The sequence below is a fragment of the Pseudonocardia halophobica genome (genome assembly GCF_027922425.1).
GTDB lineage: Bacteria > Actinomycetota > Actinomycetes > Mycobacteriales > Pseudonocardiaceae > Pseudonocardia > Pseudonocardia halophobica.
This window is the reverse complement of sequence record NZ_BSFQ01000015.1, coordinates 62,127-80,986: the sequence shown is the minus strand read 5'-3', so window position 1 is coordinate 80,986 and position 18,860 is coordinate 62,127. Positions and strand designations below refer to the sequence as shown.

14 protein-coding genes are annotated in these 18,860 nt (G+C 74.2%); 2 read left to right on the top strand and 12 right to left on the bottom strand.

Annotation, left to right across the window (positions count from 1 at the left end; genetic code table 11):
• Window positions 1–143: 143 nt before the first annotated feature.
• Window positions 144–3,200: an ATP-binding protein gene (locus tag PKE99_RS18695; protein WP_037047730.1), complete on the top strand. Its 3,057-nt coding sequence runs from the start codon at window positions 144–146 to the stop codon at window positions 3,198–3,200.
• Here the strand turns inward: PKE99_RS18695 and PKE99_RS18690 are convergent.
• The 7 genes from PKE99_RS18690 to PKE99_RS18660 form a co-directional block, all read right to left on the bottom strand.
• Window positions 3,182–5,746, bottom strand: coding sequence for a DUF4118 domain-containing protein (locus PKE99_RS18690; RefSeq protein WP_051737666.1), 2,565 nt, complete (start codon window positions 5,744–5,746; stop codon window positions 3,182–3,184). The genes PKE99_RS18695 and PKE99_RS18690 overlap by 19 nt on opposite strands.
• Window positions 5,747–5,783: 37 nt before the next feature.
• Entirely contained in the window at window positions 5,784–6,404 is a 621-nt protein-coding gene (gene kdpC / locus PKE99_RS18685) for a K(+)-transporting ATPase subunit C (protein WP_037047727.1), read from the bottom strand.
• A 1-nt stretch (window position 6,405) separates the two neighbouring features.
• Entirely contained in the window at window positions 6,406–8,436 is a 2,031-nt protein-coding gene (kdpB, locus tag PKE99_RS18680) for a potassium-transporting ATPase subunit KdpB (protein ID WP_051737665.1), read from the bottom strand.
• On the bottom strand, window positions 8,433–10,094 hold the full coding sequence (gene kdpA, locus PKE99_RS18675; RefSeq protein WP_037047724.1) for a potassium-transporting ATPase subunit KdpA: 1,662 nt from the start codon (window positions 10,092–10,094) through the stop codon (window positions 8,433–8,435). The genes kdpB and kdpA overlap by 4 nt, the downstream gene beginning before the upstream one ends.
• Before the next feature lies 1 nt (window position 10,095).
• Window positions 10,096–10,197, bottom strand: coding sequence for a K(+)-transporting ATPase subunit F (kdpF, locus tag PKE99_RS18670; protein ID WP_037047721.1), 102 nt, complete (start codon window positions 10,195–10,197; stop codon window positions 10,096–10,098).
• A 264-nt stretch (window positions 10,198–10,461) separates the two neighbouring features.
• Window positions 10,462–11,691, bottom strand: a complete 1,230-nt coding sequence (locus PKE99_RS18665; RefSeq protein ID WP_051737664.1) for a PP2C family protein-serine/threonine phosphatase — start codon at window positions 11,689–11,691, stop codon at window positions 10,462–10,464.
• Between the two features lie 104 nt (window positions 11,692–11,795).
• Complete coding sequence (locus PKE99_RS18660) at window positions 11,796–12,158, bottom strand: DUF1330 domain-containing protein (RefSeq protein ID WP_037047718.1); 363 nt, start codon at window positions 12,156–12,158, stop codon at window positions 11,796–11,798.
• 118 nt (window positions 12,159–12,276) lie between these two features.
• On the opposite strand from PKE99_RS18660, the gene PKE99_RS18655 reads away from it, so the two are divergent.
• A complete protein-coding gene (locus PKE99_RS18655; protein ID WP_037047715.1) occupies window positions 12,277–13,563 on the top strand; it encodes an Nramp family divalent metal transporter in 1,287 nt (428 codons plus the stop codon).
• Between the two features lie 20 nt (window positions 13,564–13,583).
• Here the strand turns inward: PKE99_RS18655 and PKE99_RS18650 are convergent, their stop codons facing one another.
• The 5 genes from PKE99_RS18650 to PKE99_RS18630 all read right to left on the bottom strand — a co-directional run bounded on the left by PKE99_RS18650 (window position 13,584) and on the right by PKE99_RS18630 (window position 18,857).
• The gene (locus tag PKE99_RS18650; protein WP_037047713.1) at window positions 13,584–14,711 is read right to left on the bottom strand and encodes a baeRF11 domain-containing protein; all 1,128 of its coding nucleotides are present in this window, start codon (window positions 14,709–14,711) and stop codon (window positions 13,584–13,586) included.
• 146 nt (window positions 14,712–14,857) lie between these two features.
• The gene (locus tag PKE99_RS18645; RefSeq protein WP_037047712.1) at window positions 14,858–15,622 is read right to left on the bottom strand and encodes a DinB family protein; all 765 of its coding nucleotides are present in this window, start codon (window positions 15,620–15,622) and stop codon (window positions 14,858–14,860) included.
• 36 nt (window positions 15,623–15,658) lie between these two features.
• Window positions 15,659–16,336 carry a helix-turn-helix domain-containing protein gene (locus tag PKE99_RS18640; RefSeq protein ID WP_081924276.1) on the bottom strand — a complete coding sequence of 226 codons (678 nt, stop codon included), beginning with the start codon at window positions 16,334–16,336 and terminating at the stop codon, window positions 15,659–15,661.
• Window positions 16,337–16,354: 18 nt separating this feature from the next.
• Window positions 16,355–17,533, bottom strand: coding sequence for an NAD(P)/FAD-dependent oxidoreductase (locus tag PKE99_RS18635; RefSeq protein WP_037047709.1), 1,179 nt, complete (start codon window positions 17,531–17,533; stop codon window positions 16,355–16,357).
• Window positions 17,526–18,857 carry an FMN-binding glutamate synthase family protein gene (locus PKE99_RS18630; RefSeq protein ID WP_037047705.1) on the bottom strand — a complete coding sequence of 444 codons (1,332 nt, stop codon included), beginning with the start codon at window positions 18,855–18,857 and terminating at the stop codon, window positions 17,526–17,528. Before PKE99_RS18630 ends, PKE99_RS18635 begins: the two co-directional genes overlap by 8 nt.
• Window positions 18,858–18,860: the final 3 nt, after the last annotated feature.

Here is an 18,860-nt window from a genome sequence, read left to right as displayed (position 1 = left end):
AGTGCCACGATGCCCGGGCCGGCTCCAAACGCCCTTCAATCCGCCTCGAAGGGTGTCTCCCCAGGTCAGCCGTCGACGGTGGTCGTCGGCCCTGCGGAGCAGCACCGTGGGGCTCCGCCGGCGCCGGTCGCTACGGTGGGGCGGTGCCCTGGCTGACCCTGCTCCCGCAGGTCGCCGTGGACGGTGCGGTGCTGCCGGGCGAGCGGCCCGCCGCCCTGCTCGCCGCGCTGGCCGCGGACCTCGCCGCCGGGTGCTCGACCGGACGGCTGGTCGCCGAGCTGTGGCCGGACGATCCGCCGGCGGACCCGGCGAAGGCCCTGCAGGTCGTCGTCTCGCGGGTGCGCGCCCGGATCGGGCCGGACCTGATCGCGACGACGCCGACCGGCTACCGCCTGGCGGTGGACCCCGCCGACGTGGACGCGTCGGCGTTGCTGCGGTACGCCGACCAGGTCGGGCGCGGCACGGATCCGGTGACCGCGCTCGCCGCGGCGGAGGCCGGGCTGGCGCTCTGGCCGAACCCCGGGGACCCGACGGGGGCGGGCCCGCTCGCCGCGCTGCGGGCCGCGCGCCGGACGACCCTCGCGGCGCTGCGGCGGGGCCGAGCACTGGCGTTGTCGCGGCTGGGGCGGGCCGCGGAGGCGCTCGGCCCGCTCGAGGAGCTGGCGGCCGGCGCTGCGCGCGACGAGGAACTGCTGGTGGAGCTGCTGCGCAGCGAGGCGCGGGTGCGCGGCCCGGCCGCGGCGCTGGCGCGGTACGAGGACTACCGCCGTGACCTCGCCGAGGAGCTCGGCGCCGACCCGGGTGCCGCGCTGCGGGCGCAGCACGCGGCGTTGCTGGCCGAGTCGGCGCCGGCCCGGCGTCGCGGGATCCTCGCCGAACCCAACGCCCTGCTCGGCCGCGACGGTGACGTCGAGGCGGTCCTCGCCCTGCTGCGCACCTCCCGCGTGGTGACGGTGCTCGGCCCCGGCGGTCTCGGGAAGACCCGGCTCGCGCACGCGGTGGCGGCCCGGGCCGAGCAGCGCACGGTGCAGGTGGTGTCGCTGGCCGGCGTCCGGGCGGGGACCGACGTCGCCGCCGAGGTGGCCACCGCCGTCCGGGCCGACGGACCGCTGGCCGGGGCGGCCCCGGACGCGGCGAGTGCGGTGGCGGAGGCGCTGGGGTCGGGGCCGGCCCTGCTGGTGCTGGACAACTGCGAGCACGTGCTCGACGCGGCCGCGGACCTGGTGCACGCGGTGGTGGCGCGGACCCGGGACCTGCGGGTGCTGGCCACGAGCCGGGCGCCGCTGGACCTGTCCTCGGAGTCGGTCCACCCGCTGCCACAGCTCGATCCGGCGGTCACCGTCGCGCTGTTCACCCGGCGCGCCCGCGCGGCGCGGCCGGACGTCGACCTCCCGGCCGCCGAGGTGGAGGCGCTGTGCGCCCGGCTCGAGGGGCTGCCGTTGGCCGTGGAGCTGGCGGCGGCGCGCGTCCGCGCCCTGCCGGTGAAGGAGATCCACCGCAGGCTCGACGACCGGTTCGCGCTCCTGCGCGGCACCGGCCGGGACCGGCCGCCGCGGCACCGCACCCTGGAGGCGGTGGTCGGCTGGAGCTGGAACCTGCTCGACGACGAGGCCCGGGCCGCGTTGCGCACGCTGTCCGCGCTGCCGGGCGGGTTCACGGGCGACACCGCCGCGGGCCTGCTCGGCGGCGACCGGATGGACCTGCTGGAGGCGCTCGTCGGGCAGTCCCTGGTGCGGCCGCCCGACGCGGCGGGCCGCTACCGGATGCTCGAGACCGTCCGCGAGTTCTGCGCCGTCCGGCGGGCCGAGGCCGGGGAGGACGCGCTGGTCACCGCCCGGGTCCTCGGCTGGGGCCGGTGCCTCGCGAAGTCCGTGCACGAGGCCCCGTTCGGCGCGGATCCGCGGCCCGCGCGCGCCGCGATCCGGGCGGAGCAGGAGAACCTGCTGCACGTGCTGCGCCTCGCCCGGGAGCACGACGACCGGGCCGCGCTCGCCGCGGTCGTCGCGGCGCTCGGGGCGTTGTGGACGGTGGAGTCCGGGACGCAACGCCTGCTGGCGACGGGGGAGGAGACCCTGCCGGCGCTGTCGCGGTACCGGCCCACCGACGACGCCGGCCGCGCCGCCCTGCGGCAGGCCGTGGTGCAGCACCTGGCGGTGTGCCTGCTCCTCGATCCGGCGGCCGCGGTCCGCCCGCTGGCGATCCTGCGGCGACTGCCGCCGGGTCCGGCGGACACCGCGATCGGCGCGCTCCACGAGGTTCTGACCGTGCTGCCCGACGCGGCCGCGCTGGGCGCCCTGTGCCGGGACCGCCGCCCGCTCGTCGCCCTCGTCGCGCTCGGGGTGGCCGGCTACGTCCGCGAGGCCCAGGGCGACATGGCGGCCGCGTATGCGGCCGCGCGGGAGATGTTCGCCCGCCTGCCCGCCCGGATGCCGTGGCTGCACACGTTCGTCCACGGCCGGCTCGCCGAGCTGTGCCTGCAGCTGGAGCGGCACGGTGAGGCGCTGGCGGAGCTGGCCGCGGTGGGGGAGGCGCTTGCGGCGCTCGGGGTCGAGGGGGACCCGATGGGCCTGCGGCTGGGCATGGTCGTCGCACAGCTCGGCCTGGGGGCGACCGGCGACGCCGAACGGGCCCTCGCCGCCGCCGGCCCACCGGCCGATACCCCCGACGCGGTGGTGTTCGACCTGGCCGCGCGGGCCGAGCTCGCCCTGGCCAAGGGGGAGACGGACACCGGACTGGCGATGTGGCGCCGGGCGACCGAGGTGCTCGACGTGCACACCTGCGCGTCCTGGCTGCTGCCCTACGCGTGGTCGTTGCGGGCCACGGCCGTGGTCGCGCACGTGCGCCACCACCGCCTCGACGACGTCGGGGAGATCGCCGGGAGCCTGCCCGGCGCGCTCGACGCGCTGCTCGCGAGCGGCATCCCGGACCCGATCTGCGGGACGCTGCTGCTCGCGCTGGGGCTCGTCGAGGTGGAGCGGGGCCGGACCGTGCGCGGGGTGTGGCTCGTCGCGATCGCCGAGCGGTTCCACTACCTGCGCGAGTACCAGCCGACGATGTCCGGCGCGGCCACCCGGGCGGTGGTCACGGCCGCGGCGGGGCCTGCGTACGCCGAGGCGGTGGCGGAGTACGCGGGCCTGGACCGGGACGACCTGCGCGCGGAGGCGCGGGCGCTCGCCGAGGCCTACCGGGACCTGGTGTAGAGGCGCTCCGGCCGCCCCCGGCCGAGCACCGCGACGGGCAGCGACACGACGACGGTGAGCCCGCCGCCGGGGGTGTCCTCTGCGGTGAGGGTGCCGCCCATGACCTCGGTCAGCCCGCGCGCCACGGACAGCCCGAGCCCCACCCCGTTCGCCGCCCGCCGGTCGCCGAGCCGCTGGAAGGGCGCGAACAGCTTCTCCTGCTGCTTCTTCGGCACCCCCGGCCCGGAGTCGACCACCCGCAGCTCCGCGCGGCCCTCGTGGGCGCTGGCCCGCAGGACGACCGGGGCGCCGCCACCGTGGCGCAGCGCGTTGTCGACCAGGTTCGCGACCACCCGTTCCAGCAGCCCGACGTCGGCGGTCACGTCGGGCAGGTCGCCCGGGATCTCGAGGCGGACCCGGGCCGCGTCGGGCACGCCGAGCAGGGCCCGGGCCGCGGCCTCGTCGTAGCCGATGCGTTCCAGCAGTGGTTCGACCCTACCGGAGGCGAGCCGGGAGGAGTCGAGGAGGTTGTCGACGAGGCCGGTCAGCCGGTCCGCCGACTCCTCGACCGTCTCGAGCAGCTCGGCCCGGTCCGTGCCGGACAGCCGGAGCAGCGGGTCGCGCAGGCTGCCCACCGCGGCCTTGATGGAGGTCAGGGGGCTGCGCAGGTCGTGACCGACCGCGGAGAGCAGGGCGCCGCGGGTCTCGTTGACCTCGGCGCGCCGCTGCGCCCGCAGCGCCTCCTCCCCGGCGCGCTGGCTGCGCAGCGCGAGCAGGGCCTGCCCGCCGACGGTCTCCAGGAGTCGCCGGTCGTGGGCGGGCAGCGACCGGCCGGTGCCGATCAGGTGCAGCCCGGGCTCGACGGCGACGTCCACGTCGGCGTCCTCGGGCCGGCCGCACTCCGGCGGACCGGACGTCGCGACCCGCCGCCACTCGCCGCCGTCGTGCTCGAGGAGGGCGACACAGCGCAGCCCGAACGCCTCCCGGACCTTCTCCAGCAGCCGGGGCAGCGGATCGGCGCGGGTCAGCACGGTTCGGGCGAAGGACGCCAGCAGCGCCGCCTCGGTCCGGGCGCGCGCGGCCTGCTCGCCGCGCCGCGCCGCCCGGTCCACGACCAGCGCGACCAGCACCGCGACGATCAGCATCGCCACCACGGTGATCGCGTTCTCCGGCTCGGAGATGGTCAGCGAGTACAGCGGCGGGGTGAGGAAGAAGTTCAGCAGCAGGCCGCCGAGCAGGGCGGCGAGCAGCGCGGGCCCGAGCCCGCCGATCAGTGCGGCGACGACGGTGGCCAGGAAGAACAGCACCACGTCCGTCGACAGCCCGACGATCTCGTACAGGGAAGCGCCGACGAGCGTCGCGGCAGCCGGCCCGAGCACCGCCACCACCCAGCCGAGGACGCGCCGGTCAAGCGGAACCGCGCTGTGCAGCCGGGGCACGTGCAGCACCGAGCCTCCGGCGGAGGCATGGGTGACCATGTGGACGTCGATCGAGCCCGACTCCTGGATCACGCGGGCGCCGATCCCGGCGTCGAACAGCCGGGCCACGCGCGAGCGCCGCGAGGTGCCCAGCACGAGCTGGGTGGCGTTCACCCCGCGGGCGAACTCGAGGAGGGCGTCGGTGACGCCCCCGGCCCCGCTGTCGCCGACCACGGTGTGGAAGCTGGCGCCGACGTCGTCGGCCAGCGTCCGCAGCGCGTTCGTCGCGCCCACGGGTGCCCCGGAGAGGCCGTCGCCGCGGAGGACGTGCACGGCGAGCAGGTCGGCCTGGCCGGCCCGTTTGGCGATCCGGGTGGCCCGGCGCAGCACGGTCTCCGACTCCGGCCCGCCGGTCAGGGCCACGACCACGCGCTCGCGGGTCTCCCAGGTCTCGGAGATCCGCTGCTCGGTGCGGTAGCGCTGCAGTGCGGTGTCGACCTCGTCGGCCACCCAGAGCAGGGCCAGCTCGCGCAGCGCGATCAGGTTGCCGACCTGGAAGTAGTTGGCCAGCGCGGCGTCGACCTTCTCGGCGGCGTAGACGTTGCCGTGGGCGAGCCGCCGACGCAGCGCCTCGGGGGTGATGTCGACCAGCTCGATCTGGTCGGCCCGGCGCACGAACTCGTCGGGCACGGTCTCCCGCTGCCGGACCCCGGTGATCTTCTCGACGACGTCGTTGAGGGACTCGAGGTGCTGGACGTTGACCGTGGACAGCACGTCGATCCCGGCGGCGAGGATCTCCTCGATGTCCTGCCAGCGCTTCCCGTTGCGCGAGCCCGGGGCGTCGGTGTGGGCCAGCTCGTCGACCAGCACGACCTCCGGCCGGCGGGCGAGCACCGCCTCCACGTCGAGCTCGCCGCCGAACCGCGTGGGCCGCCGGGGGAGGACCTCCAGGCCGTCGAGGAGCTCGGCGGTCCTCGCGCGGCCGTGGGTCTCCACGAGCCCGACGACGACGTCCGTACCCCGTCCGGCGCGGCGGTGGGCCTCGCAGAGCATCGCGTAGGTCTTGCCGACGCCGGGTGCCGCGCCCAGGTGGATCCGCAGCTCACCACGGTGCTGCACCGTTCCTCCTGCCGCCGGCCCGCCGGTCATGACCCCACCCCGTTCTCGCGAGACCCGCCCACCCTGCTCACCCGCCGGACCGCTGCGCGGCGACCGCCAGGTTGAGCTCGGTGACGTTGACGGTCGGCTCGCCCAGGAACCCGAGTATGCGCCCGTCCGTGGCCCGCGCGACCAGGTCCCGGACCCGGTCGGCCGGCAGGCCGGTCACCCGGGCGACGCGGTCCACCTGCAGCGCGGCGTAGGCCGGGCTGATGTCAGGATCGAGCCCGGATGCCGAGGCGGTCACGGCGTCGGTCGGCACGGCCTCGGTCGCGACGCCCTCCCGCCCGGCGATCAGCGCACGGCGCTGCGCCACCGTGTCGAGGAGCTCGGCGGAGTCCCCGGCCTTGTTCGAGCCGCCGGAGGTCGTGGGGTCCGCCGGGCCGAGGACGCCCTCCGCCGAGGCCGACGGCCGCGTGTGGAAGTACGGGTCGGCGGCGGGATCCGCCGGCACGGGGTCGACGCCGACCAGCGAGGACCCGGCGACGGTGCCGCCCTGGGTGACCAGGGAGCCCTCGGCATGGCCGGACAGCCCGGGCAGCCGCGAGACCCCCCAGACGGCGAGCGGGTACGCGATCCCGCACAGGACGGTGAGGACGATCAGCAGGCGCAGTCCGGTGCCGGTCTGCCTGCGCAGGGTGGAGAGCACGTCACATCCCCGGGACGAGTCGGACGACGAGGTCGATGAGGAAGATGCCGACGAACGGCGTGACGACGCCGCCGAGACCGTAGATCAGCAGGTTGCGGCGCAGCAGGGTCGACGCCGAGCTCGGCCGGTACCGCACGCCGCGCAGGGCCAGCGGGATCAGCACGATGATGACCAGCGCGTTGAAGATCACCGCGGACAGGATCGCCGACTGCGGCGAGTGCAGCCCCATCACGTTCAGCAGCCCGAGCGACGGGTACAGCGCGGCGAACATCGCGGGCAGGATCGCGAAGTACTTCGCCAGGTCGTTGGCCACGGAGAAGGTGGTCAGCGCCCCACGGGTGATCAGCAGCTGCTTGCCGATCTCCACGATCTCGAGGAGCTTCGTCGGGTCGGAGTCGAGGTCGACCATGTTGCCGGCCTCCTTGGCCGCGGCCGTCCCCGTGTTCATCGCGACACCGACGTCCGCCTGCGCGAGCGCGGGGGCGTCGTTGGTGCCGTCGCCGGTCATGGCGACGAGCCGCCCGCCCTCCTGCTCCGTGCGGATGTAGGCCATCTTGTCCTCGGGCGTGGCCTCGGCGATGTGATCGTCGACGCCCGCCTCGGCCGCGATCGCGCGGGCCGTCCGCGGGTTGTCACCCGTGACCATGACCGTCCGGATGCCCATCGCCCGCAGCTCGGCGAAGCGGGCCGCGATGCCGGGCTTGACCACGTCGGACAGCCGGATCACGCCGAGCACCCGGTCTCCGTCGGCGACGACGAGCGGGGTGCCGCCCTCGTCCGAGATGCGGTCCACGATCTCCCGCACCTCGCCGGCCCCGGGCATGCTCGCCGCGGCACCCTTCCGGATCCGCCGTCCGCCGATGTCCAGCCCGGACATCCGGGTCTGCGCGGTGAACGGCACGAACTCGGCGCGTGCCTCGTCGGCCGAGGCCTCGCCGGGGAGGCCGTACTCCCGGGTGCACAGGTCGACGACGCTGCGCCCCTCCGGGGTCTGGTCGGCGAGGCTGGAGAGCCGCGCCGCCTCCGCCAGTTCCTGCGTCGACGCCCTGTCGACCGGGATCAGCTCGGTGGCCTGCCGGTTGCCGAAGGTGATGGTGCCGGTCTTGTCCAGCAGCAGGGTGTCGATGTCGCCCGCGGCCTCGACGGCCCGTCCGGACCTGGCCAGCACGTTGCGCTGCACCAGCCGGTCCATGCCCGCGATGCCGATCGCCGAGAGCAGGGCCCCGATCGTCGTCGGGATGAGGCAGACCAGGAGCGCGACCAGCACCACGACCGGCTGCGGGCCACCGGCGTACGCGCTCATCGGCTGCAGGGCCACGACGGCGAGGAGGAAGATGATCGTCAGGGCGGCCAGCAGGATCGTCAGGGCGATCTCGTTGGGCGTCTTCTGTCGGGAGGCGCCCTCGACCAGCGCGATCATCCGGTCGACGAAGGACTCGCCCGGCATCGTCGTGATCTCCACGACGATCCGGTCGGACAGCACCGTCGTGCCGCCGGTGACGCTGGACCGGTCCCCGCCCGCCTCGCGGACGACGGGGGCGGACTCGCCGGTGATCGCCGACTCGTCGACGGTCGCGATGCCCTCGACGACGTCCCCGTCGCCGGGGATCGTCTCGCCGGCCCCGACGACGACCCGGTCGCCGATCGAGAGCTCGGTCGCGGCGACCACCCGGCCGTCGACGAGGCGGGCCGTGGTGTCCCGCCTGGTCCTCCGCAGCGTCGCGGCCTGCGCCTTGCCGCGGCCCTCCGCGACGGCCTCGGCGAGGCCGGCGAACAGGACCGTGAACCACAGCCAGACGGCGATCAGCCAGCCGAACAGCGTCGGCTGCCAGAGCGCGTCCACGGTGACCAGCACGGAGCCGACCCAGACGACGAACATGACGGAATTGCGCAGCTGGGCGCGGGGATGGAGCTTGCGCAACGCGTCGGGCAGGGAGGCCCACAGCTGTGCGGGACTGAACGCGCCGGCCCTGACCGGTCCGCCGGGGGCGACGGCCCGCGCCGGGGTGCGTTCGAGGATGGGGGTGGTCATGCGAGTGCCTCCGCGAGGGGCCCCAACGCGAGCGCGGGGAAGAAGGTGAGGGCGGCGACCAGCACGATCGTGCCGCCGACGAGGACGCCGAAGAGCGGCTCGTCCGTGGCGAGCGTGCCGGCGCCCGCCTCGACGCGGCGCTGCTGGGCGAGCGAGCCGGCCAGCGCGAGCACCGCGAGGATCGGCACGAACCGGCCGAACAGCATCGCCAGGCCCAGCGTCGTCTGGAAGAAGTCGCCGGTCACGGTCAGACCGGCGAACGCGGAGCCGTTGTTGTTGGCGGCGCTGGCGTAGGCGTAGAGGACCTCGGAGAAGCCGTGCGCGCCGTCGTTGTTCAGGGCGTCGAGGGTGCCGGGCAGGGCGATCGCCAGACCGGCGCCGACGAGCACGAGCGTCGGCATGGTCAGGATGGCGACCACGGCCGCGGTCACCTCGCGGCGGCCGAGCTTCTTGCCCAGGTACTCCGGGGTGCGGCCGACCATCAGGCCCGCGAGGAACACGGCGACGATCGCCAGCACCAGGATCCCGTAGAGCCCGGCGCCGACCCCGCCCGGCGCGACCTCGCCGAACAGCATGTTCAGCAGGACCACTCCGCCGCCACCGCCGGTGTAGCTGTCGTGCAGCGAGTTCACCGCACCGGTCGAGGTGCCGGTCGTGGACACCCCGAACAGCACGCTCGACGGGATGCCGAACCGCACCTCCTTGCCCTCGAGCGCGCCACCCGCGGCCAGCGCGGCGGGGCCGTTCGGGTGGGTCTCGGCGAACCACGCCACGGCGAGCACGGCGGCCCACAGGACGCCCATCACCGAGAGCAGCACGGTGCCCTGCCGGCGGTTGCCGACCATCGTGCCGAAGGTGCGGGTCAGGCAGACGGGGATGACGAGCATCAGGAATATCTCGAACAGGTTCGAGAGGCCGTCGGGGTTCTCGAACGGGTGCGCCGAGTTGGCGTTGTAGATCCCGCCGCCGTTCGTGCCCAGCATCTTGACCGCCTCCTGCGAGGCCGTCGGCGCCATCGGCACGGTGTGCGCGGCCCCGTCGACGCCGGTGAGGTCCACGCCCGACCGCAGCGACATCGTCACGCCCGCGGCGACCAGCAGGATCGCCGCGACGAAGGCGAAGGGCAGCAGGATCCGGACGACGCCGCGGGTCAGGTCCACCCAGAAGTTGCCGAGCCGGTCCGTCCCGGATCGGACCAGGCCCCGGACCAGCGCGACGGCCACCGCCAGGCCGACCGCGGCCGACACGACGTTCTGCACGGTCAGCCCGGCCATCTGCACGGTGTTGCCGAGCACCTGCTCGGGGACGTAGGACTGCCAGTTCGTGTTGGTCACGAACGAGATCGCGGTGTTGAGCGCCGTCGCCGGGTCGACGGCGCCGCGGCCGAAGGACATCGGCAGCAGCGGCTGGAGCCGCTGCAGCAGGTAGACCAGCACGATCGAGACGAACGAGAAGCCGAGCACGCCGGCCGCGTAGGTCGGCCAGCGCTGGCCGCTCGTCGCGTCGACCCGGACCAGCCGGTAGAGCGCCGACTCGACCCGCCAGTCCCGCTCGCTCGTGAAGACCCGAGCCATGTAGTCCCCGAACGGGGCGTAGCAGGCCGCGAGCAGGACCAGCAGGAGCGCCACCTGGAGGAGGCCCGCGAGGGTGTCGTCCACGTCAGAACCTCTCCGGCCGGAGCAGGGCGACGACGAGGTGGACGAGCAGCGCGAGCGCCACGACCCCGCCCACCACGTTCGTCACGAGGTCGGCGGTACTCACAGCCGCTCCAGACCACGCAGGCACAGCACCAGGACGGCGAACCCGCCGACCAGCAGCAGTGCGGAGAGCACATCGGCCACCGGACAACTCCTCGACACCACGGCCGCCGGTCCTTCCGGCGACGCCGACGGCGAGTCTCGGACCGGCGGGAGCCGCCGGCAGGGGCCCGAACAGGACCTTGACGCCCCGCCGCCCGATCTTGACGCGATCTTGACGACCGGAGACGCGTGTCACGTCGGCGGATGGTCCTGGCTCGTCTGGTGCCTACGGCGGGTCTGATCGGGCGCCGCCGGTGCTGTCGCGGCGCCGGGGCGGGCCGCCGTGCCAGTCCAGGCACAGCACGGTCGCGTCGTCCCGCAGGTCGCCGTCCGTGGCGGCGAGGACGGCCGCACCGAGCGCCTGCACGACCTCGCGCGGGTGCGCGGTGCCCAGCTTGGCCAGCAGGTCGCCCAGCTCCAGGTCCGCGGCGTCGCGCTCGATCATTCCGTCGGTGACGAACAGGAGCCGGTCCCCGGGCTCGAGGTCGAGCTCCTGGACGCGGTACTCCCAGTTCGGGTCGATCCCGAACGGGACGTCGACGTCGAGCGGCACGGTCTCGGCGCTCCCGTGCCGCAGCCGCACCGGGAGCGGGTGACCGGCGTTGATGATCTCCGCGCGTTCGGTCTCCAGGTCGATCCGCACGCTCTGGCCGGTGACCAGCTCGCCGGTCGCGGTGTGCCGGACCAGGTCGTGGTTGAGGGTGCGGGCCTGCTCGGCGAACGACGCGCCGGCACGGCGGCTGTTCCGCAGGCTGTTCACGGCCAGCGTGGCGAGCATGGCCGCCTCCAGGCCGTGGCCGACGGCGTCGGTGATCGACAGCTGCAGGCTGTGCCGGTCGAGGACGTAGTCGAAGGTGTCACCGGCCATCCGCGCCGACGGCTCCAGCCAGCCGGCGAGGGTGAACTGGCTGGCCTCGCAGGTGTAGGCGTCGGGCAGCAGCCGGTGCTGGATCTCGGCGGCGACGGAGAAGCGGGTGGTGCGCTGGCCCCAGGTGTAGAGGTCGGTGAAGCGCCGGCCGACCACGACGATGTACGCGAGGACGTGGCCGGCGAAGGCGAGCTCGGTGAGGATCTCCGGGGTGGGTCGGTCGGGCAGGGTCATCTCGAGGACACCGACGGCGTCGCCCCGCTCGGTCACCGGCACGACGACGCGGACGTCCCCGTCGTCCTCCTCGACCGCGGGCTCCTGTGCCTGCAGTACGTGGTCGTAGACGGTGCCCGCGAGCGGGATCTTCTCCGCGTCGTCGCCGTCCGTCCCGGCGCTCCCGTCCCGGTCGCGGGTGAGCCGGACGACCGCGCGCCCGCTCATGTCCGCGATGAGGAAGGCGACCCGCCGGGCCCGGAACAACCCGGCCAGCTGGTCGGCGACCTCGTCGACGGCGTCCATCGGCGCGGCCGCCTCGACCGCCTCCAGCAGCTGCCGCACCTCCAGCCGCGGCGTCCAGCCCTTCCCCATCCGCGTTCCTCCTGGCGATAGACCAGTGGTCCCGCCCGGGGTATCCCGCTGTCCCCGGAACAACCGGGAAGTCGGCGGCCGTATGGTGGCCGCGACCGGACCGGTCAGGGGGCGGGGGTCGTCGGCTGCAGGACCGCCTCGACCAGCGCCTCCGTGCGCAGGTGGGTGCCCTGCTGGTACTCGGGGTCGCGGACCATGTCCGAGAAGGCGCGGCGGCTCGGGTAGTGCACGAGCAGCACCGCGTCCCAGTCCTGGCCCTGCTCGGCCACGACCGGCGCGCCGCCGTACCCGTAGTAGACGACCTGTGCGCCGAACCGCTCCGACGTGCGCCGGAAGTGGGCGATGTACTCGTCGTAGCGGGCCCGGCCGCCCTCGACGAAGCGCAGCAGGTTGAGCATCGTGACCGGCTCGTCCGGGGCCGCGCCGAGGAACGCCTTCATGTCCGCACCGGTGGGATCGATCGCCATGGCCGCAGACTGCCACGGGCGAGGAGTGCGGTGCGCGAGGTGGGCCCGGGCGCCGGGTGGCGTCTCAGGATGGAACACCAGCTACCGCCAGTCGGTAGCCTTGTCTACCGTGCGCGTCATGCGCTCTGCACCCGGCCGCTCCGCCGCGTCGGTCCCCCGGCTGACCGGCGACCCGGCTGCGCAGCGTCTGCGGGGTGGCGGTGCACGGGCCCGGTTGATGATCGCCGGCCCGGCGTTCGTCGCGGCGATCGCCTACATCGACCCCGGCAACTTCGCGACGAACTTCGCGGCCGGCTCGCAGTACGGCTACCTGCTGCTGTGGGTGATCGTCGGGGCGAACCTGCTGGCCATGCTCGTGCAGACGTTGTCGGCCAAGCTCGGGTTGGCGACCGGGCGCAACCTGGCCGAGCTCTGCCGCGAGCGGTTTCCGCGGCCGGTGAGCCGGGGCATGTGGGTCCAGGCGGAGGCGGTCGCCGTCGCCACGGACCTGGCCGAGGTGCTCGGCGGGGCGATCGCCCTGCAGCTGCTGTTCGGGATCCCGCTGTTCACCGGCGGGCTGATCACCGGGGTGGCCGCGTTCGCGCTGCTCGCCCTGCAGAGCCGCGGGCACCGGCCGTTCGAACGCGCGATCGTCGTGCTGTTCGTGGTCGTGCTCGTGGGCCTGTTCGCGACCCTGTTCCGGGTGGACGTCGACGGCGCCGACGCCGCGCACGGGCTGGTGCCGCAGTTCGCCGGCACCGACAGCCTCCTGCTCGCGACGGGGATCCTCGGCGCGACCGTGATGCCGCACGTGATCTACCTGCACTCGGCGCTCGTCCAACGCCGCCTCCGCACGGAGGGGCCCGACCAGCAGCGGTTCGTCCTGCGCACCACGAGGCTCGACGTCCTGATCGGCATGGGCAGCGCCGGGCTGATCAACGCGTCGATGCTGCTCATCGCCGCCGCCGTGTTCGCCGGCTCGACGCTCACCGGGACGGACACCCTCGACGGCGTCTTCTCCGGGCTCGAGGTCGCCGTCGACCGATGGGCGGCCCTCGCCTTCGCGATCGCGCTGCTGGCCTCCGGCTTCGCCTCCTCGGGTGTCGGCACCTACGCGGGGCAGGTGATCATGCAGGGCTTCCTGCGCCGGCACATCCCGCTGCTCCTGCGCCGCGCGCTGACCCTGGCCCCGGCCCTGGTGGTCCTCGGGATCGGCGTGCAGCCCACCGAGGCCCTGGTGTGGTCCCAGGTCGTGCTGTCGTTCGGGATCCCGTTCGCGCTGGTGCCGCTGGTGCTGTTCACCCGCGACCGCGACCTCATGGGCCCGCTGGTCAACCGACGGCTGACCACGGCCGCGGCCGTCGTCGTCGCGGCGCTGATCATCGCGCTGAACCTGTTCCTGCTGGTCGACTTCGCGACGGCCTGACCGCGACCGGGTTGCCGATCTCACGTCGGGGCGTACCGGAGCACCCCCGCGACGTCCCCGCCTCCGGGCACGTCCTCGTGCCGGACGGCCAGCAGCCGGGCACCGGAGAGCCAGGCCCGCCGGGCGATCTCGCCGACGACGCCGCCCGAGTAGCCCGTGTCCGAGTCCGAGTCCGCGAAGGTCACCTCGCCGAGCTCGTCGACCTCCCCGGGAAGGCGCGCGTCGATGTCGACGAACAGCGTGTCCACGGCGCCGCGGGTGGCGAAGCGGGCCAGCTCGGCGACGTCGGTCGAGGTGCGGCCCTGCCGGCCGCGGTCGGCGAAGGTCCGCTTCTCCTCCTCCAGCCGGTCGGCGTACCAGCCGTCGAGGACCGTGCGGGCCTCGGCGACCAGCTCGCCGTCGCCGCGGCCCTCGGGGTTGCCCGCCACGCTGTGCGGCACCAGGTCCGGGTAGCGGCAGTGGGCGCGGAAGATGCTGTCGAGCGGCTCGGTGGCGGCGAGCACCAGCGGCACGCCGTGCCCGGGCAACACCTCGCGCAGCGCGCCGTCGACCTGCCGGGAGAACTGCGCCATCCGCAGCTTCTGCCCCTCCGTGCCCTGCACCCGGCGGACCGGCGCCCGGTCCTTGATCGACGACTTGCCGACGGCGCTCGCCACGTCCGTGGGCATGTCCGGCACGCGCACCTCGCGCGGGGCGGCGTCGGGCACGGTCTCGAGCAGCCGGACCGAACCCTGGGCGAGTGCCAGCACGAACGCGGTCTGCGGGAAGGTCACGGCGCGCAGCAGCGGCTTGACGAAGAACCGGGTCCCGCCGACGGCGACCGGCGTGAGCCGGTTGGGCAGCCGGAAGCTGCGCAGCGAGGTCGACGTGGCGAACACCGCGAGGCTGCGGGCCTGGTGCCGCCAGAACTCGTCGGAGTCCTCGTCCTCCAGGACGCCCAGCTGTTCCGCGAGGCCCGCGAGATCTTCCTTGTCCGCGCCCTCCAGCTGCGTCAGCGCCTCCCGGACCCCGTTCTTGTAGGCGATCCGCTCCGCCTCCCCCGACGACTCGGGCGCGGTCTCGAGATAGATCGACGCGGCGGCGTGGGCGTCGACCTGCCAGAGCGCGTCGATCTCGGCACGGGTCGGGATGTCGGTGTAGAGCGTCATGCGTCCCCTCCTCGGCGAGGCATCCGTCCACCGCCACCCTGCCGCGACTGCTGCACGCCGGGGAATCGGCTGTCCGGACGAGCGGCTCGGTCCGGGCAGGGGCTGGACGTCGCGGAGAGCCGGGGAGGCAGCGTGGCCGAGCGGTGCTACCGCGTGAGCCGTCCTTCGAGGACGTCGAGGTCCCGCTCGGCGTAGAGGCGGTGCTGCCACTCCTCGGTGAGGACCGTGCCCAGGCATTCCGCGACCGGGTAGCTGTCGGCCGGCGGGTAGCCGGGCCCGTCGACCGGCTCGGTCCGCCCTGCCAGGGCTTCCTCGGTGAGCCCCTCGATCACCCGGCGGACGGTGGCCCTGCGGTCCGCGCGCAGGGCGAGCACCTCGTCCAGGTCCGGCCGGGCCGCGCGGTCCCACGGGACGCCGGGGTCGGGCTCCATCTCGTCGAACGGCAGGCTGAGGGGATGCCACGGCGCCGGGTCGCCGAGGATCGCGCGGCGCACCCAGATGTCGGTCGCGAAGAGCAGGTGCCGGAGCGTCTGGACGAAGGACCACTCGCCGTCGACCTGCTCGTGCAGGAGCTCGGGCGGGAGGGCCCGCGCGCGGTCCACCGTGCCGGCCCACAGGGACTCGAGGATGTCCCAGGCCTCGCGGAAACCGGCGACGTCGTCCGGGCGCATCGCGGCACGGTGGGGATGGCGGCGGTCGAGCTCGGCCTCGATCAGCGGCCCGACGTCGACGCCGTTGATCCGCAGGTCACCGACGTAGCCGTCGATCTCCACCTCGTGGATCCACGCCCCCCGCAGCCGGACGCGCCAGAGGCTCGCCCTGTTCACGTCGACCTCGCCCAACCGCGCGTCGGTGAGGGACACGGCACTGACGTCCAGTCCGGAGTGGCTCGCGTCCGACACCTCGGTCATGCCGACAGCCTCGCACAGCGCGGGTGTCGCGCGATCTCAGTCGTCGGCCTGCGGCCCCAGGTCGCCGTAGGCCACCACGGACAGGAACCGGATGGGGAGTTCGAGGAGCTCACGGGGTCCGTGGGCGCCCTCGCCGTCGAGCTGCAGCGCGTCGCCGCTGCGCATGGTGTAGCTGGAGTCCCCGTGCCCGTAGACCATCTCGCCCTCGAGCAGGTAGAGCAGCTCGGTGCCGGGGTGCTGGAACAGCGGGAACTCCTCGCTGCGCTCGGTCAGCGTGACGAGGTGGGCCTCCATCCGCTTGTGCGGGCCGCGCAACGCCCCGAGCAGGGTGTAGTCGTGCCCGACCCGGGTGCCCCGGGCGACGATCCGGGCGCCCGAACCCGCCGGCGTGAACACGGCCTCGCGGGGCGTGTCCGCCTGGCGGAAGAACGAGGTCACCGGGACCTCGAGGGCGTCGGCCAGCCGGGCGAGCGTGGTGAGGCTGCAGGAGGTCTGCGCGTTCTCGATCTTCGACAGCATGGGCTTCGAGATGCCGGTCCTGATCGACATCTCCGCCAGCGTCGCGCCCGAGGCGCTGCGGATCCGCCGCACCTCGGCCCCGATCGCGCGTTCCAGCCGGCCCTCGACCGGCCGGGGCCGGACGACCTCACGGGTCGCCGGCCCGTGGTCGACCGACACCGCGTCGGTCGACCCGGCCGGCACCTGCACGCACATCCGTTCTTCCTTCTGTCGTCAGCGCATCTCGCCGGCGCCGACGTAGGGGTGGGGGCTGCGGAGCAGGGCACCCTCGGCGAACCGGGAGAGGCGGAAGTCGTACTCGGGGACGTCGGGGTGGCTGCTCTTGCCGTCGACGACGAGGTCGGCGACCAGCCGGCCCACCGACGGCGAGATCTTGAACCCGTGCCCGGAGAACCCGGCGGCGACGACCAGCCCGGCGACCGGGGTCTCCGAGACGGCCGGGTTGAAGTCCGGGGTGACGTCGTAGCAGCCGGCATAGGTCGAGGCGATCGAGGCGTTGTCCAGCCCGGGGAACCGGGTGCCGACCTTGTCGACGGTGAGGTCGAGGAAGGCCTCGGTCGCCTGGTTCGAGTAGTGGTCCGGGTCGGCGGGCTCGAGCTCGGCGAGGTCCGAGTTGCCGAACAGGATCTCCCCGCCGCTCTCGGGCCGGACGTACTGCAGCGACACCAGGTCCGAGAAGACCGGCACGCGCCCGAGGTCCTGGCCCGGGTCGATCAGCACGATCTGCTCGCGGTGCACGGTGATCGGGAGGTCGATCCCGTGTGCGGCGAGCAGCGGCACCGACCAGGGCCCCGCCGCGAGGACCACGGCGCCGGTCTCGATCGTCGAGCCGTCGGCGAGCCGGACACCGGTGACCTTCTCGCCGGAGGCGAGGATCTCCGTGACGGTGGTGCCTTGGCGCAGCTGCACCCCGGCCCGTCGAGCGGCGGCGGCGAAGGCCTGGGCCGTCTGGTAGGCGTCGCCGTAGCCGCCGCGCGCCTCCCAGGCGAAGGCGGCGAACGGGTCGAGGTCGGCGACCGGCCAGAGCTTCTGGACCTCGGCCTTGTCGATGTCCTCCGTGTGCACCCCGACGGCGCGTTGGTCGGCCATCGAGGCGTGCAGGGCGTCGACGTTCTCCGGCCCGACACCGACGACGTAGCCGGTCTGGTGGAAGCCGACGTCCTCGCCGAGGAGCTCGGCGGCGTTCTCGAACACCTCCAGGGCCTGGGTGGCCATGGCGGCGAGGGAGGAGACGCCGTAGTGGCAGCGCACGACCCCGGAGGACTTGCCGGTGCCGCCGGAGCCGACGGTGTCCCGCTCGACGATGACGACGTCGGTGACCCCGCGCTGGGTCAGGGCCCAGGCGGTCGCGCAGCCCTCCAGCCCGCCGCCGACGATCACGACCTCAGGCACGGGTGCTCCCCGGGATCCAGCTCGTCCCGGCCAGCGGGACGCGGGCCATGGCGGCGGCCTCGATCGTCAGCGCGACGAGGTCCTCCGGCTCGAGGTGCTGCAGGTGCGCCTTGCCGCAGGCGCGGGCGATGGTCTGGGCCTCCATGGTGAGCACCCGCAGGTAGTTCGCGAGCCGCTTGCCGCCCTCGACCGGGTCGAGCCGGGCGGCGAGCTCGGGGTCCTGGGTGGAGATGCCGGCGGGGTCGCGACCGTCCTGGAAGTCGTCGTAGAAGCCGGCCTCCGAGCCGAGCTTGCGGTACTCCTCGGAGTACTTGGGGTCGTTGTCGCCCAGCGCGATCAGGGCGGCGGTGCCGATCGCGACGGCGTCGGCCCCGAGGGCCATGGCCTTGGCGACGTCGGCGCCGGTGCGGATCCCGCCGGAGACGATCAGCTGGACCTTGCGGTGCAGCCCCAGCTCCTGCAGGGCCTGCACGGCCTGCGGGATCGCGGCCAGGGTGGGGATGCCGACGTTCTCGATGAACACGTCCTGGGTGGCGGCGGTGCCGCCCTGCATCCCGTCGACGACGACCACGTCCGCGCCGGCCGCGACGGCGAGCTTCACGTCGTAGTACGTGCGGGAGGCGCCGACCTTGACGTAGACCGGCTTCTCCCAGTCGGTGATCTCGCGCAGCTCGAGGATCTTGATGGCGAGGTCGTCCGGGCCGGTCCAGTCGGGGTGCCGGCAGGCGGAGCGCTGGTCGATGCCCGCGGGCAGGGTGCGCATCCCGGCGACCCGGTCGGAGATCTTCTGCCCCAGCAGCATCCCACCGCCGCCGGGCTTGGCGCCCTGGCCGAGGACGATCTCGATCGCGTCGGCCTTGCGCAGGTCGGTCGGGTTCATCCCGTACCGCGAGGGCAGGTACTGGTAGACGAGGTGCTTGGACTGGCCGCGCTCCTCGGGGGTCATGCCGCCGTCGCCGGTGGTGGTGGAGGTGCCGACCTCCGACGCGCCCCGCCCGAGCGCCTCCTTGGCCTGCGCAGACAGGGCGCCGAAGGACATGCCCGCGATGGTCACCGGGATCGCGAGGTGCAGCGGGTACCTGGCGTTGCGGTCGCCGAGGACCACGTCGGTGTCGCAGCGCTCCCGGTAGCCCTCCAGCGGGTAGCGGGACATCGAGGCGCCGAGGAACAGCAGGTCGTCGAAGTGCGGCAGGGCGCGCTTGGCGCCCCAGCCGCGGATGTCGTAGACGCCGGTCGCGGCGGCGCGCTGGATGCCGGCGATGGTGGCGCGGTCGAAGGTGGCCGACTCACGCAGTGCCGGGTTCGGCTGGGCAGGGTCGATCATCGC